Source organism: Brachyspira sp. (assembly GCF_050873525.1).
Taxonomy (GTDB): domain Bacteria; phylum Spirochaetota; class Brachyspiria; order Brachyspirales; family Brachyspiraceae; genus Brachyspira.
Map to the genome: position 1 here is coordinate 1 of NZ_JBNMIZ010000008.1, position 19,321 is coordinate 19,321.

A 19,321-nucleotide genomic window follows, 5' to 3' on the forward strand; every position below is an offset into this window, starting at 1 on the left:
ATAATATATTATGTTAATACTGTTTTTAATTTATAATTTTATAGATTAAAAAATTATAACAAAAGGAATTTTTATTATGGCTTCTGTTGTTACTTTCGGCGAAATAATGCTTCGTTTATCTCCGCCTTCAAATTTGAGATTCGTTCAAACGGATTCTTTCGATGCGAGATTTGGAGGAGGCGAGGCAAATGTTTCTTTGGCGCTTTCAAATTTTGGAATAGAAACTTCATTTGTCACAAAACTTCCAAATAACGATATAGGGCAGGCATGCATAAACGAGTTGAGAAGATACGGAGTCGATATTTCAAATATAGTTTTTGGAGGCGATAGAATAGGAATTTATTTTTTGGAGAAAGGCGCAAGTCAAAGAGGTTCTAAAGTCATTTACGATAGAGCGGGTTCTTCGATTTCAAAAGCGAATATAAAAGATTTTGATTGGGATAAAGTTTTTAATAACGCGAAATGGTTTCATCTCACGGGAATAACTCCAGCTTTGGGAAATAATGTGGCTGAAATATGCATTGCCGCTTGCAAAAAAGCTAAAGAAAAAAATCTTACCGTAAGCCTCGATTTGAATTTTAGAAAAAAATTATGGACATCCGAAGAAGCGAATAAAACGATGAGTAAATTAATGCCTTATGTCGATATATGTTTGGCAAACGAAGAAGACGCGGAAAAAGTTTTTGGAATAAAAGCGAAAGACAGCAATATTATCGAAGGCAAACTTTCGCGTGAAGGCTATAAAGAAGTTGCAAAAGAAATTGCGGATAAATTCAAAGTTAAAAAAGTTGGAATTACTTTAAGAGGCTCGATTTCTGCAAGCGAAAATTTATGGTCATGCATGCTTTATAACGGACAAGAATATTTTTTCTCAAAAGAATATTTGATTAAAATTGTCGACAGAGTAGGGGGAGGCGACAGTTTTGCTGCTGGATTAATTTATTCTTTTCTAAACGGCAAAGACGATAGAGAAGCTTTAGAGTTCGCAACCGCTTCGAGTTGTTTAAAACATTCAATAGAGGGCGATTTTAATATTGTGAGTATTGACGAAGTTATGACGGTTTATAATGGAGACGCTTCTGGAAGGATACAGAGATGAATTTAACTTTATTTTTATAATCTATTGATTAAAAAAAATTATATAATATAATAACTACTCTAATAACAATATCAAAAAAGAGGAATATATGAAAAAAGTCGGAATAGTCATGGGAAGCGATAGCGATTTGCCCGTCCTTGAAAAAACGATTGAAACATTAAAAGAATTTTCCGTTCCGTTCGAGGTTCATGTATATTCGGCTCATAGAACTCCCGAAAAAGCGATTGAATTTTCAAAAAACGCGGAAGATAAAAATTTTGGAGTCATAATAGCTGCGGCTGGAATGGCGGCTCATCTTGCGGGAATAATTGCTGCAAATACTACAATCCCCGTAATCGGAATCCCTTGCAAATCTCAAAATTTGGAAGGAATTGACGCTCTTTTATCAACCGTTCAAATGCCTTCGGGAATTCCTGTCGCTACGGTTGCGATAAACGGAGGAGTAAACGCCGCTTTGCTTTCGATTGAAATTTTAGCGGTTAATGATAAAGAACTTTCAAAAAAACTTAAAGAAAAAAGGTATTTCGATAAAGAAGCGGTTCTTAAAAAAGACGCTTTAATATCCGAAAAATTTTTTAATGAAAATTTAAATAAAAATTAAATTATATAAATTAAAAGAGGAGTTAATAAAATGACAAAAGGAAAATTATTATACGAAGGAAAGGCAAAGAAAATATTTGAAACGGATAATCCAGAAGTCTTGCTCGTTTCATACAAAGATGATGCCACCGCTTTCAACGGAATAAAAAAAGGAACTATAGAAGGAAAAGGTTTAATAAATAATAAAGTGACAAATTACATGATGCGGCTTCTTGAAAAATCTCAAATTCCTACTCATTATATTGAAGAAATTTCGGACAGAGAAACTTTGGTTAAAAAGGTTTCGATAATTCCGCTTGAAGTAATTATTAGAAATGTTTCGGCGGGTTCATTTGCGAAAAATTACGGAGTCGAAGAGGGAATAATTTTTGACGAACCGACAATAGAATTCTCTTATAAAAACGACAAACTCGGCGACCCTTTGATTAATTCCTATCATGCGATTGCCCTAAAACTTGCGACTAAAGAAGAAATTGAAATCATAAAAAAATACGCTTTCAAAATAAACGAAGAGATGAAAAAATTTTTTATTTCGATAAATGTAAAACTCATCGACTTCAAGCTCGAATTCGGAAAACTCAAAGACGGCGCTATAGTTCTTGCCGATGAAATCTCTCCCGATACTTGCAGATTTTGGGACGCCACTACAAATGAAAAACTTGATAAAGATAGATTTCGCAGAGATTTGGGAAATGTCGAAGGCGCTTATAAAGAAATGATGAAAAGAATAATCGGTTAAATTTTTGGAGAGATTATGCCTAAAATAAAAGAAGAATGCGGAGTTTTTGGCGTTTACGGTTCTAAAAATCCTCGAATCGCTCAAACGGTATATTTCGGTTTATTTTCGCTTCAGCATAGAGGACAGGAATCTTGCGGAATAGCCGTTAATAATGACGGAGTTTTTAAATCCTATAAAGATTTAGGATTGGTAAACGATGTTTTTACTCCGAATATTATAGAAAAACTCGGCGAAGGAAATATTGCCGTTGGACATGTCAGATACGGAACTACAGGAGGAAACGAAAGAAGCAACGCTCAGCCGATAGTTGTAAATCATATAAAAGGAAGTATGGCGCTCGCTCATAACGGAAATATCACAAACTCTTACGAATTGCGTTCGCAGTTCGAAGCAAAAGGTTCTATCTTTCAAACTACTTCCGATACCGAAGTAATATCTTACGCAATAATAGAAGAAAGATTAAATTCGGAAACTATAGAGGAAGCGGTTTGCAAAGCTATGAATAGAATAAAAGGCGCTTATTCGATGATAATAATGTCTCCTCAAAAACTTATCGCTGCAAGAGATAAAAACGGTTTCAGACCTTTATGCTACGGAAAAACTGCAAACGGAGAATATATAATAGCGTCCGAAAGCTGCGCTCTCGATTCTGTTGGGGCGGAATTTGTCAGAGATATAGAAAAAGGAGAAATTTTAGTTTTCGGAAAAGAAGGAATAAAATCTATAAAAGAACATTGCGGTAAAGGAAAACAAACTTCATGCGTTTTTGAATATGTTTATTTCGCTCGCCCAGATTCCATAATCGAAGGAAAAAATGTTCATGAAGCGAGAATTAAAGCGGGAGAAATATTGGCGAAAGAACATCCCGTCAAAGCGGATGTCGTAGTCGGAGTTCCCGATTCGGGACTGGATGCGGCGCTCGGATATTCCAAAGCGTCAAAAATCCCTTACGGAATAGGTTTCATAAAAAATAAATATATCGGAAGAACTTTTATATATCCAGAAGTAAAGAGTCGTATGGATAAAGTGAAGATAAAATTAAACCCGATTGCAAATGTCGTTAATGGAAAGAGAGTAATTCTTATAGACGATTCTATAGTGCGAGGAACGACAAGCGAAAGAATTGTTAAACTTTTACGCGACGCGGGAGCGACAGAAGTGCATATGAGAGTTTCCGCTCCTCCTTTTATAAATCCATGTTATTACGGAACGGATATCGATTCAAAAGAAAATTTAATCGCATGCAAATATACTATTGAAGAAATAGCTAAAAAAATTGGGGCGGATTCTCTCGGTTATTTGAGTTTGGAAGGAGTGAAAAAAATTGGATATGTGAACGAAAAAAGCGGATTTTGCACAGCCTGTTTTGACGGAATATATCCTACCGAAATTCCAACAAAAACCGATAAAAATCGTTTTGAAAGGAAAATAAATCATATAGACGAAGAAAAATAAAAAATATAAAATATGATTTGAATAAAAAAGGAAAAATAAAAAATGAAAAATTCTAAATCCGACATTTATGCAAAAGCTGGAGTCGATATAAAAGCGGGCTACAAATCTGTAGAACTTATAAAAAAACATATAGCGAAAACGAATATTAAAGGCGTCATATCCGATATCGGAGGATTTGGAGGATTATTCGAACTCGACTTAAAAAAAATAAAAAAGCCCGTTTTGGTAAGCGGAACTGACGGAGTCGGAACGAAATTGAAAATAGCTTTTTTAATGAATAAACATGACACGGTTGGAATCGACTGCGTTGCCATGTGCGTAAACGATATAATATGCTCGGGAGCGAAACCTCTTATATTTTTAGATTATATCGCCTGCGAAAAAAATTATCCGAAAAAAATTGCCGAAATAGTAAAAGGAATTTCCGAAGGATGCATTATGGCGGGATGTTCTTTAATCGGAGGAGAAACCGCTGAAATGCCGGGATTCTACTTAAAAGACGAATACGATTTGGCGGGATATTCTACGGGAATAGTCGACAAATCAAAAATCATAGACGGAAAAAATAGCGGGAAAATAAAAAATGGAGATATTATAATTGGAGTCGCTTCGAGCGGAATTCACTCCAACGGTTTTTCGCTTGTGAGAAAAATTTTTGAAAATCATAATCTAAAAAAGTCGGTTAAAGGATTAGGAAAAAAATCGCTCGGAGAGATTCTTTTAACTCCCACTAAAATTTATGTTAAATCCGTTTTAAAAGTTTTGGAAAAAATTAAAGTAAAAGGAATATCGCATATAACGGGCGGAGGTTTTTACGAGAATATTCCAAGGTGCATTCCAAACGGACTTTGCGCCGAAATAGAAAAGAAAAATATTAAAATTCTTCCAATATTCGATTATATTCAAAAATGCGGAAACTTAAAAGAAAGAGATATGTTTAATACTTTTAATATGGGAGTCGGAATGTGTTTAATCGTTTCAAAAAATGATGCAAGTAAAACTATTAAAATTTTGAATTCCTGTAAAGAGGACGCTTATATCATAGGAAGAATAATAGAAGCGAAAGAAAAAATTATTATAAAATAAAAAGATAAGAAAATAAAATGAATAAAAAAGTAAGAATTGCGGTTTTGGTTTCTGGCGGAGGAACAAATTTACAAGCGCTCATAGACGCTCAAAAAAAAGAAATTCTAAAAAGTGGAAAAATAGAATTGGTTATTTCAAATAATTCAAACGCTTTCGCGTTGAAACGAGCCGAAGAAAATAATATTCCATTTGAAATTATCGATAAAAAAAATTTTGAAGAAAGATTAAAAGAAATTTTGCAATCTCATAAAATCGAGCTTATAGTTCTTGCGGGATTTACGGCGGTTTTGCCCGACAATTTTGTCAAATATTATGATAAAAGAATTATAAATATTCATCCTTCTCTTATTCCTTCGTTTTGCGGAAAAGGATTTTACGGAATAAAAGTTCATCAGGCGGCTTTGAAAAAAGGAGTAAAAATCACGGGAGCGACAACGCATTTTGTAAACGAAATTATTGACGGAGGCGAGATTATAATGCAAAAAGCGGTTGAAGTTTACGAAGACGATACGGCGGAAAAATTGCAAAAAAGAGTAATGGAATTTGCAGAATGGATTATACTTCCAAAGTCGGTAGAAAAAGTTTGCGAGGATATTATTGAAAAAATAAAAATAAAATAATCGGAGGAAAATAAATTGAGCAATTACGAAATAAACGATATTGAAAAAATCTTGAAAGAAAATTCTTATTTAGGAAGAGGAATAATCATAGGAAAAAGCGAAGACGGTAAAAATGCGGCGGTTTTATATTTTATTACTGGAAGAAGCGAAAACAGTAGAAATCGTATTTTTTCTTTTAAGGACGATGTTTTATATACCGAGCCTTTCGACAAAAATAAAGCAATTAATCCCGAACTTATAATTTATGTGGCTTTGAGAGAATATAAAAATAAAACTATAATAACGAACGGCGACCATACCGATACGATATACGAAGGATTAAAAAAAGGAATCGGTTTTGAAGAATCTTTAAAAGTTAGAAAATTTGAACCTGACGCTCCGAATTTCACGGCAAGAATAAGCGGAATATTATATTTTGAAAATAATGATTTTTCTTATAAAATGAGCATTTTAAAAAGCGCAGGTAAAGAAGGAATCGCTTGCAATAGATATACATTCGATTACGAGGCTTTATGCGGAACTGGACATTTTATACATACTTACTCTGGCGATGGAAATCCTCTTCCTGCTTTTTACGGCGAACCGAAGAAAATTGAAATTCCAAACGATATAGACGAATTTGCAAATAAAATTTGGAACGCTTTAAACGAAGATAATAAAATTTCTTTATTCGCTCGTTTTATAGGTTTGAAGACGGGAGAAAAATCGGATAGAATTATAAATAAAAATATATTATGATTATTATTTAATAAATTAAGGAGTAGATAAATGAATGAGATTTCATTAAAATACGGATGCAACCCTAATCAAAAACCCGCGAGAATTTTTATGAAATATGGCGGAGAACTTCCCGTTAAAATATTGAACGGAAATACCGGATATATAAATTTTTTAGACGCTTTCAACGGATGGCAGCTTGTGAAAGAAATTAAAGAAGCGCTTGGAATTCCGTCTGCGACCTCATTTAAACATGTAAGTCCGACATCGGCTGCAATAGGAATTCCGCTTTCAAAAGAATTAAAAAAATCATGTTTTTATGAGGACATCGAAGGGTTGGACGATTCTCCGCTTGCCTGCGCTTACGCGAGAGCGAGAGGAACGGACAGGATGAGTTCTTTCGGAGATTTTATAGCGCTTTCGGACGCTTGCGACAAAACTACGGCAAAATTGATTTCAAGAGAAGTGTCGGACGGAATAATAGCTCCGAGCTACACTAAAGAAGCTTTGGAAATATTAAAAGCGAAAAGAAACGGAAATTATAATATTATAGAAATAGATAAAAATTATATTCCGAGCGAAAACGAAAATAAAGATATTTTTGGAATAACATTCGAGCAGAAGAGAAACGATTTCAAAATAAATAAAGATTTGCTTTCAAATATAGTAACCGAAAATAAAAATTTAAACGAAAACGCAATTAGAGATTTAATAATATCTTTAATCGCTTTAAAATATACTCAATCGAATTCCGTTTGCTATTCCTATGACGGACAGACCATAGGAGTCGGAGCGGGACAGCAGTCGAGAATACATTGCACGCGTCTTGCGGGAAATAAAGCGGATACTTGGTTTTTGCGAATGCATGAAAAAGTTTTAAATCTTCCTTTCAAAGATTCTTTGAGCCGTCCTGAAAGAGACAATATTATAGACGGTTATATAAATAAAAACGAAGAAAATGTTTGCGAAGATGGAATTTGGGAAAAATATTTTACCAAAAAGCCCGAACCTCTTAAAGAAAACGAAATAAAAGAATATCTTAATAAAATCGAAGGAGTTTCTTTAGGCTCGGACGCGTTTTTTCCGTTTTACGATAATATAGACAGAGCGAAAAAAAGCGGAGTAAAATATATCGCTCAGCCCGGCGGTTCTATAAAAGATAATCTCGTTATAGAGAGATGCGATAAATATAATATGGTTATGGCTTTTACGGGAATGAGATTATTTCATCATTAAACGATAAAATAAAATAATTAAAATAAAAATAATAAAGAAATTAATAACGGATAAGAACATGAAAATTTTAGTTATAGGCGGCGGCGGAAGAGAACATGCCGTAATAAAAAAAATAAAACAGAATAAAAATGTTTCGGAAATTTACGCTATCCCTGGAAACGGCGGAATCGAAAATGATGCAATATGTGTTGATATTAAGGCAACCGATATAAAATCAATAACGGATTTTGCAATTAAAAATAAAATAGATTACGCGATTGTGACTCCCGATGACCCGCTCGTTTTGGGACTCGTTGACGCTTTGGAAGAAAGAGGAATTCCAAGTTTTGGACCGAGTAAAAAAGCGGCGATTATCGAAGGCAGTAAAGTTTTCGCAAAAAATCTAATGAAAAAATATAATATTCCAACTGCAAAATACGAAACATTCGATTCTTCCGAAAAAGCGATTGAATATTTGAAAAACGCTCCGATGCCTGTGGTAATTAAAGCGGACGGACTCGCGCTCGGCAAAGGAGTCATTATAGCGGAAAATAAAGAAGAATCTTTTGAGGCGATAAAAAATATTATGGAAGATAAAGTTTTTGGAAAATCAGGAGACAAAATAGTAGTGGAAGAATTTTTGGAAGGAGCTGAAGTTTCGGTTCTCGCTTTCACTGACGGAAAAACTATAATTCCAATGATTTCGTCTATGGACCATAAAAGAATCGGAGACGGAGATACGGGATTAAATACTGGAGGTATGGGAACGATTGCTCCAAATCCTTATTATACAAAAGAAATAGCTAAAGAATGTTTTGATAAAATTTTTATTCCTACCGTTTCGGCAATGAACGAAGAAGGAAGAACATTTAAAGGCTGTTTATATTTCGGACTTATGATTACGAAAAACGGAGCGAAAGTGATAGAATATAATTGCAGATTCGGGGACCCCGAGACGCAGGTTGTTTTGCCTTTACTTAAAAGCGATTTGCTCGATATTATGATTGCAACTACAAATGGAACTTTGGATAAAGCGAAAGTTGAATTTGAAAATAAATCCGCGGCTTGCATCATTATGGCGAGCAAAGGCTATCCGTCATCATACGAAAAAGGATTTGAAATAAATATTCCTCAAAATATTTTAGAGAGAGTTTATTTTGCGGGAGTAAAAAAAGAAAACGAAAAACTTTTGACGGACGGCGGACGAGTATTGGGAATAACTAATATTGCTGACGATTTGGAAGAAGCGATTAAACTTTCTTATGAAGACGCTAGTAAAATTTCGTTTGAAGGCGCTTATTATAGAAAAGATATTGGAGCTAAAGCCTTGAGCGAAATAAATAAAATTAAAAATCAAAATTAAAAAATAGGAACAATAAAAATGGTTTATAGAATATTCGTAGAAAAAAAAGAAAATTTTAATAACGAAGCGAAGGCTTTATATTCCGATATAACCGAATTTCTTGGAATAAAAAGACTGACTAAAATAAGAATTTTTAACCGATATGATGCGGAAAATATTTCAAAAAAAATTTTCGATTATTCTATAAAAACCGTTTTCTCCGAACCGCAGCTCGACAATGTTTATAAAGAATTAATCGAAGCGAATATTGAAAACGCTTTTATTTTTGCGACAGAATATTTGCCCGGACAATTCGACCAAAGAGCTGACAGCGCCTCTCAATGTATTCAAATCATATCTCAAGGCGAAAAACCTTTGATTAAAACGGCGAAAGTTTACGCTTTATACGGAAAACTAACAAAAAAAGATATTGAAGAAATAAAAAAATATATCATAAATCCCGTAGAAATTAGAGCGGCAAATTTTATCAAACCGAAAACTTTGAAAGAAAAATATAAAATTCCAAAAACCGTCCAAACTTTAAACGGATTTATAAATTTGAACGACAGCGAACTTTTTGATTTTATAAAAAATTACGGTTTGGCAATGGATATTGAAGATATAAAACTTTGCAGAAAATATTTTGCTTCAGAAAAAAGAAACCCGACAATAACGGAAATAAAAATAATAGACACTTATTGGTCCGACCATTGCAGGCACACGACATTTTTAACGATTATAGATAATGCGGAATTTGAAGACGATTTTATACAAAAAACTTACGAAGAATATTTATCGACTCGAAAAGAGATTAAAGACAATAAACCGATTTCTCTTATGGATTTGGCAACCGTATGCATGAAATATTTTAAGAAAAAAGGCAAACTCGACAAACTCGAAGAATCCGAAGAGATTAACGCCTGCACGGTTAAAATAAATATAGAGGCTAACGGCAAAAAAGAAGAATGGCTTTTGCTTTTCAAAAACGAAACGCATAATCATCCAACGGAAATAGAACCTTTCGGCGGAGCGGCAACCTGCATCGGCGGAGCTATAAGGGACCCGCTTTCTGGACGAACTTATGTTTACGGAGCTATGCGAATTACGGGAGCGGCTAATCCGACAATGCCGATTTCAAAAACTTTAAAAGGAAAACTTCCCCAAAGAAAAATAACGACAACTGCGGCGGAAGGATATTCTTCTTACGGAAATCAAATAGGTTTGGCTACGGGAATCGTTGACGAAATTTATCATAAAGGATATATGGCGAAACGAATGGAAATTGGAGCGGTTATTGGAGCTACCGATAAAAAAAATGTCGTTAGAAAAAAGCCGACTGCGGGAGATATAATAATCCTTCTGGGAGGAAAAACTGGAAGAGACGGATGCGGAGGAGCTACGGGTTCTTCAAAATCTCATACTTCCAAATCGCTTGAAATATGCGGAGCGGAAGTTCAGAAAGGAAATGCACCTGAAGAGAGAAAAATTCAAAGACTTTTTAGAAATCCAAAAGTTTCAAAATTAATAAAAAAATGCAACGATTTCGGCGCGGGCGGAGTTTCGGTAGCGATTGGAGAACTTGCGGACGGAATAGATATAAATCTCGATGTTATTCCAAAAAAATACGAAGGACTTGACGGCACGGAACTTGCAATTTCAGAATCGCAGGAAAGAATGGCGGTAGTCGTTTCAAAAAATAATACCGAAAAATTTTTAAGTCTTGCAAAAAATGAAAATCTGGAAGCCGTTCCTGTGGCGAAAGTCAAAAAAAATCCGAGACTCACGATGTTTTGGAACGGTAAAAAAATAGCCGATATATCGAGAGAATTTTTGAATTCAAACGGAGCAGAAAAACATATTAAAGCGAAAGTTAAAGCGGTAAAAAATTTCGATAAAGAAATTCCAAAAGATTTTTCAAAAGGTTATGAGAATCTTTTGGCAAATCTTAATGTATGTTCAAAACGAGGATTGGCGGAAAGATTCGATTCCACAATCGGAGCTGGAACTGTTCTTATGCCTTTTGGCGGAAAATATCAACTCACGCCCGTTCAAGCGATGGTTCAAAAAATTTCTATGGAGAAAAAAATTACGGATAACTGCTCTTTAATGAGTTTTGGATTCAATCCTTTCATAACTGAAAAAAGCCCTTATCATGGAGCTTATCTTTCGGTAGTAGAATCGGTTTCAAAATTAATTTCTACGGGAGCAAATTTTAAAGAAGTCTATCTTACTTTTCAAGAATATTTTGAAAGATTGGGAAGCGATGAAAAAAAATGGGGAAAACCTTTAGCCTCGCTTTTGGGAGTTTTTAAGGCTCAAAAAGAACTTGGAATTTGCGCTATAGGAGGAAAGGATTCAATGAGCGGAAGTTTTGAAAATTTAAATGTTCCTCCGACTCTGGTATCGTTTGCAGTTACTACGGCAAAAACTAAAGATATTATTTCGCCCGAATTCAAAAACGCGGGAAATAATGTTTATCTATTAAAACCGAATTACGATAAAAACAAACTTCCCGAAACAAAATCTTTACTATCTTTATTCGATAAAATAAATCATTTAATAAAAACTAAAAAAGCGATTTCATGCTATACATTGACTTACGGAGGAATTGCCGAAGCTGTTTATAAAATGTGCATAGGAAACGGTTTTGGATTTGAATACGATTCTAAAATTTCGCTTACGGAAATTTTCGGATATAATTACGGCGGATTTGTTATCGAGACTAAAGAAAAAATTGACGAAATATTTTTGGGCAAAATTATTTTAGATAAGTTTATTTATTATAAAAATGAAAAAATTGATTTAAAAAAATTATCTTCGATTTACGAAAACAGACTCGAAAAAATTTTTCCTTGCGATATAAAAAATATAAGAAAAAATATTAAATCAAGTAAAAATGAAATTCAAAATTTTTCTTTTGAAACTAAAAATATATTTACTTCAAAAATTAAAATCGCAAAACCTAAAGTTATTATTCCCGTTTTTCCGGGAACGAACTGCGAATACGACAGCGCAAAAGCGATGGGATACGCGGGAGCGAAAACAAAAATTATTGTGATAAATAATTTGTCTTCGGAGAATATTAAAAAAAGTATAGACGATTTTGCAAAAGAATTAAAAACCTCTCATATTATTTTTATTCCCGGCGGATTTTCTGGCGGAGACGAACCCGATGGAAGCGGAAAATTTATAACGGCTTTTTTTAGAAATAATCTTATAAAAGAAGAAACTACAAAACTTTTGGACGAGCGTGGCGGATTAATTTTAGGAATATGCAACGGATTTCAAGCGCTTATAAAATTGGGTTTAGTTCCTTTCGGCAAAATAATCGACATAGACGAAAACTGTCCGACTTTATCTTTCAATGAAATTTCAAGGCATCAGTCAAAAATTGTGAGAACTAGAATCGCTTCAAACAAATCCCCTTGGCTTTCCTGCGTAAATGTCGGCGATATAATAAATGTTCCGATATCTCATGGCGAAGGCAGATTTATCGCAAGCGAAGAGATTATAAAAAGACTTGCAGAAAACGGACAGATTGCCACTCAATATGCGGACTTTGAAGGCAACGCATCGAAAGATATTAGATTTAATCCCAACGGTTCGGCATTTGCGATAGAAGGAATAACCTCGCCCGATGGAAGAATTTTTGGAAAAATGGGGCATAGCGAAAGAATTGGAAACGGATTATACAAAAATGTCGTTGGCGATTATGATATAAAAATGTTCGAGTCCGCGGTTAGGTATTTTAAGTGAAGTATAAAAAATAATGAAATAACGGTAATCAAAATATAAGTTTATAGCTATATGCATAAAATATCATTCGTCATTATAGTTAATCCGTATTTAACATTTTATTTCTAAAGTCATCTCTCAATTTTTTGAATGGTATCCACCAAGCTAATTTATCTATTATCCTATTATTTATACAACTTTAATTATAATTTAATCGGCAACGCCTAAAGAAATATACTTTATTCCTCTTTCGTTCATTCTCTTTTTATCGAATTGATTTCTTCCGTCAAATATAATCGGTTCTTTAAGTTTGCTTTTTATTTTATCGAAACTAGGTCTTTTAAATTCGTTCCATTCGGTTATCAAAATTAAAGCGTCCGCATTATCCAAAGCCTCGTAAGAATTTGCCGAATAAATTATTTTGTCTCCGAAAATACTTTTTGCCGTCTCCATAGCTTTAGGGTCATAAGCTTTTATTTTAGCGCCTTTTTCCAAAAGCATATTGACAATAGTTATCGCTGGAGATTCTCTCATGTCGTTAGTTCTCGGTTTGAAAGAAAGTCCCCACACGGCAAAAGTTTTATTCTTTATATCGTTATTATAATGTTTCAAAATTTTATTTACAAAAACTTTTCTTTGATTCACATTAACTTTATGAGTCGCTTTAAGCAAATCCGAATCGATTCCAAAATCCGAAGCGGTTTTAATTAAAGCCTGAACATCTTTTGGAAAACAGCTTCCTCCGTATCCCAAACCATGAAATAAAAATTGACTTCCTATTCTTTTGTCGCTCGACATACCGATTCTTACCAAATCCGCGTTCGCTCCCACTTTTTCGCATATATTCGCCATTTCGTTTGCAAAAGGTATTTTTGTGGCAAGAAAAGCGTTCGCAGCATATTTTGTCATCTCGGCGGGTTTTATATCCATAATTATAATAGGATTTCCTGTCCGAGTGAAAGGATTATAAATGTCTCTCATTATATCGATGGCTTTTTCCGAGTTAGAACCGATAACGACTCTATCGGGTTTTAGAAAATCGTCAACGGCGGCTCCCTGTTTTAAGAATTCAGGATTTGAAACGACATCGAATTCTCCATTATAATTCTTTTTAATTTCGTCTTCAACCAATTTATGAGTGCCGACTGGAACGGTAGATTTATCGACTATAACTTTATAATTATTCTCTTCGCTCATCGCTTTTCCAATATCGTTTGCAACCGACAGAACAAAACTCAAATCGCAATGTCCGTCATCGCCCGAAGGAGTTCCAACCGCGATAAAGCAGGCTAGAGATTTTTTCACCGCATAATTCAAATCGTTTGTGAATTCCAATCTGCCTTCTGCAACATTTGCAAGTATTAATTCTTCAAGTCCTGGTTCGTATAAAGGCGTGATTCCGTTTTTTAATTTTTTCAATTTTTCTTCGTCATTATCAACGCATATAACATTATTTCCCATTTCCGCAAGACAAGCTCCAGTAATTAATCCGACATAGCCCGTTCCTATGATACATAATTGCATATTTGATTCCTATTTTTATATAGATTTAATTTTTTTTCTATAATATAATAAACTATTCTATTTTGCAAGTATTAAGTAGATATTTATATTATTTTTTCCGAAAATAAATAAGACTATATAGAATAAGGGATTTTAAATGGACGATTATATAAAAAGTCTTTTGAAAGATTTTTTTGAAGAAGCATTCGATATGCTTGACAGACTCGAACAGAATATTCTTATTTTGGATAAAGACAGAAACAATACGGATGCCGTGCAGGAAATTTTTAGAGCCGTTCACACTTTGAAAGGAAGCGCGGGGGCGGTGGAACTTTTCGACACTCAAAAATACGCCCACAGATTCGAGGATTTGCTCGATTTAATAAGAAATAACGAAATAAAAGTTGACGATAAAACTATAGATATTTTACTTAAAGGAATCGACATATTAAAAGAACTTATAAACAGCGCAAGCGAGGAAAAAGAATACTCTGGAAATATTGAAGAAGATATAAAAAATTTAGACGCTTTTAAGAATTCAAAATTAGGTTCTTCGAGTTCCGAAAGTCCTAAAGAAACTTCCAATAATTTAAATATATCAGGCGATTCAAATTCCGTTTCAAGCGGAAAATACGATAATTTAAATTTCGATAATTCCGTTTTAGATACGATAAGAGAAAATGCGGAAGACGGAGTAAAGACAAAATTAGTGTTCGTTAAATTCAACTCTGAAAGTCCAATGAAAACCGTTGGCGGAGTTCAAGTTTATGTCGGACTTAAAGACTGCGGAGAGATTATAGCGAGCGTTCCTCCTTTGCAAAATTTGGAAGGAGACGAATTCTATCAAAATGTAATTTATGTTTTGGAAACTGTTGAAGAAGACGATAAAATAATAAACGATATAACTTTGCCTGAAATAACGGAAGAGATAAAAATCGAAGAATTTATTTTAGAAGAATACGAAAAATTTTTGGAAGATAAAAAAAATAAAGAAATTCAAAAATCGCAAGAGGCTCAATCGACTAAATCGAAAAACGAAAAAGACGGCAAACATGAAAGGCAGAGTTCTTTTTTAAGAGTGGAAAGCGACAGAATTGACGATATGATGAATCAAGTCGGAGAACTTGTAACAAATAAAAGTTCCTACGAGCAATACGATGACGATTTGACGGCTTACAGCAAAGTCATAGGAAACGGCATAAACGACATTAGAAAATATTATAAAGACAGCGTTATTCAAATATTAAGAAAATTGGAATATTACGCGAGCAAAAAAGAAATTAAAGATTTAAGAAACACTTACATTGACGGCTTTAACGAAAAATTAAACGATTTGGCGAAAATGGAAGAAGATTTTAAATATACTTTGGATAAATTTAGAACTTCCTATCAGCTTCTTACGAGAGTTACGAACGATTTGCAAGAAACGGTAATGAAAATAAGAATGCTTCCAATCGCTCAAACTTTCAATAGATTTCCGCGTTTGATAAGAGATTTGTCTCGAGATTTGGGAAAGGAAGTTAAACTTGAAATGTCGGGAGAGGAAACGGAACTTGATAAATCGGTTATCGAAGTTTTGGTTGACCCTTTGATTCATATCGTTAGAAACGCTATGGACCATGGAATAGAAATGCCCGAAGAGAGAATTCGCGCGGGAAAACCGAGAGAAGGAATAATATCTTTGAATGCATCTCATAACGGAAACTTAATCGTAATAAAAATATCGGACGATGGAAAAGGAATGTCGCCACAAAAAATATTTGAAAGCGCCGTTAAAAAAGGCCTCGTATCTGCGGATGCGAAATTAACCGAAAAGCAGATGCTCGAATTTATATTTGCTCCGGGATTTTCCACCGCGTCAAAAGTTACCAATCTTTCTGGAAGAGGAGTCGGAATGGATGTGGTAAAAAAGAGTTTGGATAAAATAAACGGAACGGTTGGAATAGAAACGGAACTCGGAAAAGGCTCTACTTTCTTTTTGAGAATTCCTCTCACGGTTGCGATTATTCAGGCTCTTATAGTCGATTCCGAAAAAGAATATTACGCGATTCCAATAAATAGCATTTCGGAAACTCTAAAAATCAATGTAAGCGATATTCAAAATTTGGAAGGAACGGAAGTAATAAAAATAAGAGAAGATGTTATAAATGTTTTGAGCGTAAAAGAATTATTTAAACTTCCAGCAAGATACGAAAATAATATAAAATCCTATTATGCCGTAATTCTCGCTTCGGAAGAAAAAAAAGTAGCCTTGCTTGTAAATAATTTGATTGGCGAACAGGATATAGTTATAAAAACTCTTAAAGACAGAGTGACGAGAGTGGAAGGAATATCGGGCGCTACGATTTTGGGAGACGGAACGGTTAGCTTTATATTGGATATTCAAACTATTGTCGGACTCGGAACTAAAAGAATTATAGAGAGAGGAAAATTTAGCAAAAAACCGACTTCAAAAAACGAATTGAGAAATTTTATTGACAGATTGAAGAATAATCAAATTCCAGAGGCGAATATTTAAAACTCTATTGACTTTTATTAAAAAATTTATTATAATATAAACACATTAATTAAATTGATGGAGGCAAAAAATGAAAAATAACAAAATTTACTGTAAATTCATTAGTCAAGTCAAGTCAAGTCAAGTGCTAAAATTGTATCTTTAATCGTATTATTATCCTTTATATTATTATTTTCAATTAGTTGCAAATCAAAACAAAATCTAGAAGGCAATCCTAAATATTCTGAACTTGAAGGAACTTGGAAATCGACAGATATAGACAATGGTCATACCTCTATCCTTAATATTGACAGCGAAGGCAATATAATTTTTAATTGCGGTTTAGGAAATGATAGTATCTACGGGTTTTTTCATTATAATTTTGCTGGAAAACTTGCGGACGACTTTGAATATCCTTACACAATAGAATTAACTTTTACGGCTTCTTCTCTTTCTTCTACTTTTTGTCCTAGAAAAAAAGATAAGTTTTATAACGGTAAGATTAATGAATTACCGATAAAATCAAAAATTGGAAAATTTACTTTCTCTGACGCGTCGACTCTCACAGCTTTAGTTCCTTACTTGGTGTATTATATGGCGAATGATGCCCCTGGTCTAAACACGGTTAGTTGGGACGAAAAAACTCTTAATTTTACAAGACAAGAATTTATAGAAATAAAATAGTTAGAATAAATTTTTTAAGGCATCGTATTTATTTGCGGTGCTTTTTTATTTTGATTGCTTCGCCTCTATTGAGGCTCGCAATGACGATGCAAAAAGAATGTCATTACGAGGCTATTTATAGCCGAAGTAATCCATAAAAAAGATATTTTATTTATTTTGACAAATTAAATTATTCTGTTATAATTGTTAGATAATATTAAACTCACTATAAACGATTTATATTTTCAGTCTATAAATACATTGACTTATTTCTAATTATACATTATACTGAATTATTAATTTTAATTATAAAAAATACGGAGTTAATTAAAATGAAGAAAATATTAATAGTTGGAGGCGTGGCTGGAGGAGCGTCCGCAGCCGCAAGACTTAGAAGATTAAATGAAGAAGATAAAATAATAATGTTTGAAAAAGGTCCTCATGTATCTTTTTCAAATTGTTCGCTGCCTTATTATATAGGAGGATTAGTTCCTAACGAAGAAACTTTGCTTTTAATGTCGCCAGAAAAATTTTTAAAGCAATTTAATATTGACGCTAGAATTAATAGCGAAGTTGTGGCAATAGATAGAGAAAAAAAGGAGATTACTGTTGTATCCGAAGGTAAAGAATATAAAGAAAGCTATGATAAATTAATACTTTCTATGGGAGCTAAACCTATAGTTCCGCCTATAAAAGGAATAGAAAAAGTTAATATATTTACAGTTAGAAATTTTGTCGATATTGTTAAAATTCATAATTTTCTTAATGTAAAACCGAAAGCCAAAGTTACCGTTATTGGAGGCGGATTTATAGGAATAGAAATGGCGGAAAATTTGAAAAAAGCGGGATACAATGTAACGATAGTCGAAGCGTTGCCACAAATAATGAAACCTTTTGATTACGATATGGTTCAAATTCTACATAAAGAATTAATCGATAACGGAGTCGATTTGATTGTTAATGATAAAGTAGATAGTTTTGAAAATAATACTGTTATTTTAGGTTCAGGTAAAAAGATAGAAGCTGATGCCGTTGTGCTTGCTATAGGAGTCGTTCCAGAAACAGATATTGCCGTTAAATCTGGAATAGAATTAGGAAAAACCAAAGCGATTAAAGTCGATTCTAATTATTGCACTAACGATAAAGATATTTATGCCGTTGGAGACGCTATAGAAATTTATGGTTCTTTATTTAACGATTATTTTAAATTGGCTTTAGCGGGACCTGCTCAAAAGCAGGCGAGAGCGGTTGCCGACCATATTAACGGAAGAATCGTTGATAATAGAGGATTTATAGGTTCGTCCGTTATAAAAGTATTTGATTATAACGGAGCTTCTACTGGACTTTCGGAAGGATTTATAAAAGCTATGAATTTGAATATAGATTACGATACTGTAGAAATAATTCCTTTTGACGGAGTCTCAATAATGCCTTCTGCTCAACTCCTTCATTTCAAACTCATATATGAAATTCCAACTGGAAAAGTTTTGGGCGCTCAAGCGATAGGAAAAGGAAATGTTGATAAAAGAATAGATGTCATAGCTACGGTTATAAAATTCGGAGGCACTATAGACGATTTGAAAGATTTAGAATTATGCTACGCTCCATTATTTGGGACGGCAAAAGATGTCGTGAATTTTGCTGGATATGTCGCATCAAATTTAAGAAATGGAGATTTCAAACAGGTTCATTATAGTCAAGTTAGGGAATTAGTAGAAAATGACGCTTATTTTGTGGATGTAAGAATGCCAGAAGATTTTGCAGTCGCCCATTTAGAGAAAGCGGTTAATATTCCTCTTGCCGTTTTGAGAAAAAGATATAACGAAATACCTAAAGATAGACCAGTTTACATTACATGCAAAACAGGATTGACAAGTTATACAGCCTGCAAAATACTTCAAAATATTGGATTTAAAAATGTTATTAATGTTTCGGGAGGATTTATAGGCTTATCGCAATATGAATATTATAACGATAAAGTTACTGGAAGAAAACCTATACTAACGGGATATTTCAAATAAATTCACGAAGAAAACAAAAATAATTATAA

13 protein-coding genes are annotated in these 19,321 nt (G+C 33.6%); 12 read left to right on the forward strand and 1 reads right to left on the reverse strand.

The genetic code is table 11. The annotated features are described in order from the left end of the window. Positions 1-76: 76 nt before the first annotated feature. The 10 genes from ACR0QS_RS01290 (at position 77) to ACR0QS_RS01335 (ending at position 12,629) form a co-directional block, all read left to right on the forward strand. Complete coding sequence (locus ACR0QS_RS01290; RefSeq protein ID WP_432631639.1) at positions 77-1,099, forward strand: PfkB family carbohydrate kinase; 1,023 nt, start codon at positions 77-79, stop codon at positions 1,097-1,099. A gap of 88 nt (positions 1,100-1,187) precedes the next feature. Then, on the forward strand, positions 1,188-1,700 hold the full coding sequence (purE, locus tag ACR0QS_RS01295; protein WP_432631640.1) for a 5-(carboxyamino)imidazole ribonucleotide mutase: 513 nt from the start codon (positions 1,188-1,190) through the stop codon (positions 1,698-1,700). A gap of 30 nt (positions 1,701-1,730) precedes the next feature. Continuing rightward, positions 1,731-2,438, forward strand: a complete 708-nt coding sequence (gene purC, locus ACR0QS_RS01300; RefSeq protein ID WP_432631641.1) for a phosphoribosylaminoimidazolesuccinocarboxamide synthase — start codon at positions 1,731-1,733, stop codon at positions 2,436-2,438. A 15-nt stretch (positions 2,439-2,453) separates the two neighbouring features. Then, complete coding sequence (gene purF, locus ACR0QS_RS01305) at positions 2,454-3,893, forward strand: amidophosphoribosyltransferase (protein WP_432631642.1); 1,440 nt, start codon at positions 2,454-2,456, stop codon at positions 3,891-3,893. 42 nt (positions 3,894-3,935) lie between these two features. After that, on the forward strand, positions 3,936-4,979 hold the full coding sequence (gene purM / locus ACR0QS_RS01310) for a phosphoribosylformylglycinamidine cyclo-ligase (RefSeq protein WP_432631643.1): 1,044 nt from the start codon (positions 3,936-3,938) through the stop codon (positions 4,977-4,979). Between the two features lie 17 nt (positions 4,980-4,996). Next, positions 4,997-5,599 carry a phosphoribosylglycinamide formyltransferase gene (gene purN / locus ACR0QS_RS01315; RefSeq protein ID WP_432631644.1) on the forward strand — a complete coding sequence of 201 codons (603 nt, stop codon included), beginning with the start codon at positions 4,997-4,999 and terminating at the stop codon, positions 5,597-5,599. 15 nt (positions 5,600-5,614) lie between these two features. Next, positions 5,615-6,337, forward strand: a complete 723-nt coding sequence (locus ACR0QS_RS01320) for an IMP cyclohydrolase (protein ID WP_432631645.1) — start codon at positions 5,615-5,617, stop codon at positions 6,335-6,337. Positions 6,338-6,367: 30 nt separating this feature from the next. Continuing rightward, a complete protein-coding gene (locus tag ACR0QS_RS01325) occupies positions 6,368-7,552 on the forward strand; it encodes a phosphoribosylaminoimidazolecarboxamide formyltransferase (protein ID WP_432631646.1) in 1,185 nt (394 codons plus the stop codon). Between the two features lie 58 nt (positions 7,553-7,610). Beyond that, a complete protein-coding gene (gene purD / locus ACR0QS_RS01330; protein ID WP_432631647.1) occupies positions 7,611-8,894 on the forward strand; it encodes a phosphoribosylamine--glycine ligase in 1,284 nt (427 codons plus the stop codon). An 18-nt stretch (positions 8,895-8,912) separates the two neighbouring features. Further along, the gene (locus ACR0QS_RS01335; RefSeq protein ID WP_432631648.1) at positions 8,913-12,629 is read left to right on the forward strand and encodes a phosphoribosylformylglycinamidine synthase; all 3,717 of its coding nucleotides are present in this window, start codon (positions 8,913-8,915) and stop codon (positions 12,627-12,629) included. Between the two features lie 189 nt (positions 12,630-12,818). Here ACR0QS_RS01335 and ACR0QS_RS01340 read toward each other — a convergent pair whose 3' ends face one another. Further along, on the reverse strand, positions 12,819-14,132 hold the full coding sequence (locus tag ACR0QS_RS01340) for a UDP-glucose dehydrogenase family protein (RefSeq protein WP_432631649.1): 1,314 nt from the start codon (positions 14,130-14,132) through the stop codon (positions 12,819-12,821). Between the two features lie 136 nt (positions 14,133-14,268). Here ACR0QS_RS01340 and ACR0QS_RS01345 point away from each other — a divergent pair, with 136 nt between their 5' ends. Beyond that, positions 14,269-16,629 (forward strand): chemotaxis protein CheA, encoded by a 2,361-nt coding sequence (locus ACR0QS_RS01345; RefSeq protein WP_432631650.1) that lies wholly within the window; start codon positions 14,269-14,271, stop codon positions 16,627-16,629. 974 nt (positions 16,630-17,603) lie between these two features. Further along, positions 17,604-19,292 carry an FAD-dependent oxidoreductase gene (locus ACR0QS_RS01350; RefSeq protein ID WP_432631651.1) on the forward strand — a complete coding sequence of 563 codons (1,689 nt, stop codon included), beginning with the start codon at positions 17,604-17,606 and terminating at the stop codon, positions 19,290-19,292. Positions 19,293-19,321 lie beyond the last annotated feature (29 nt).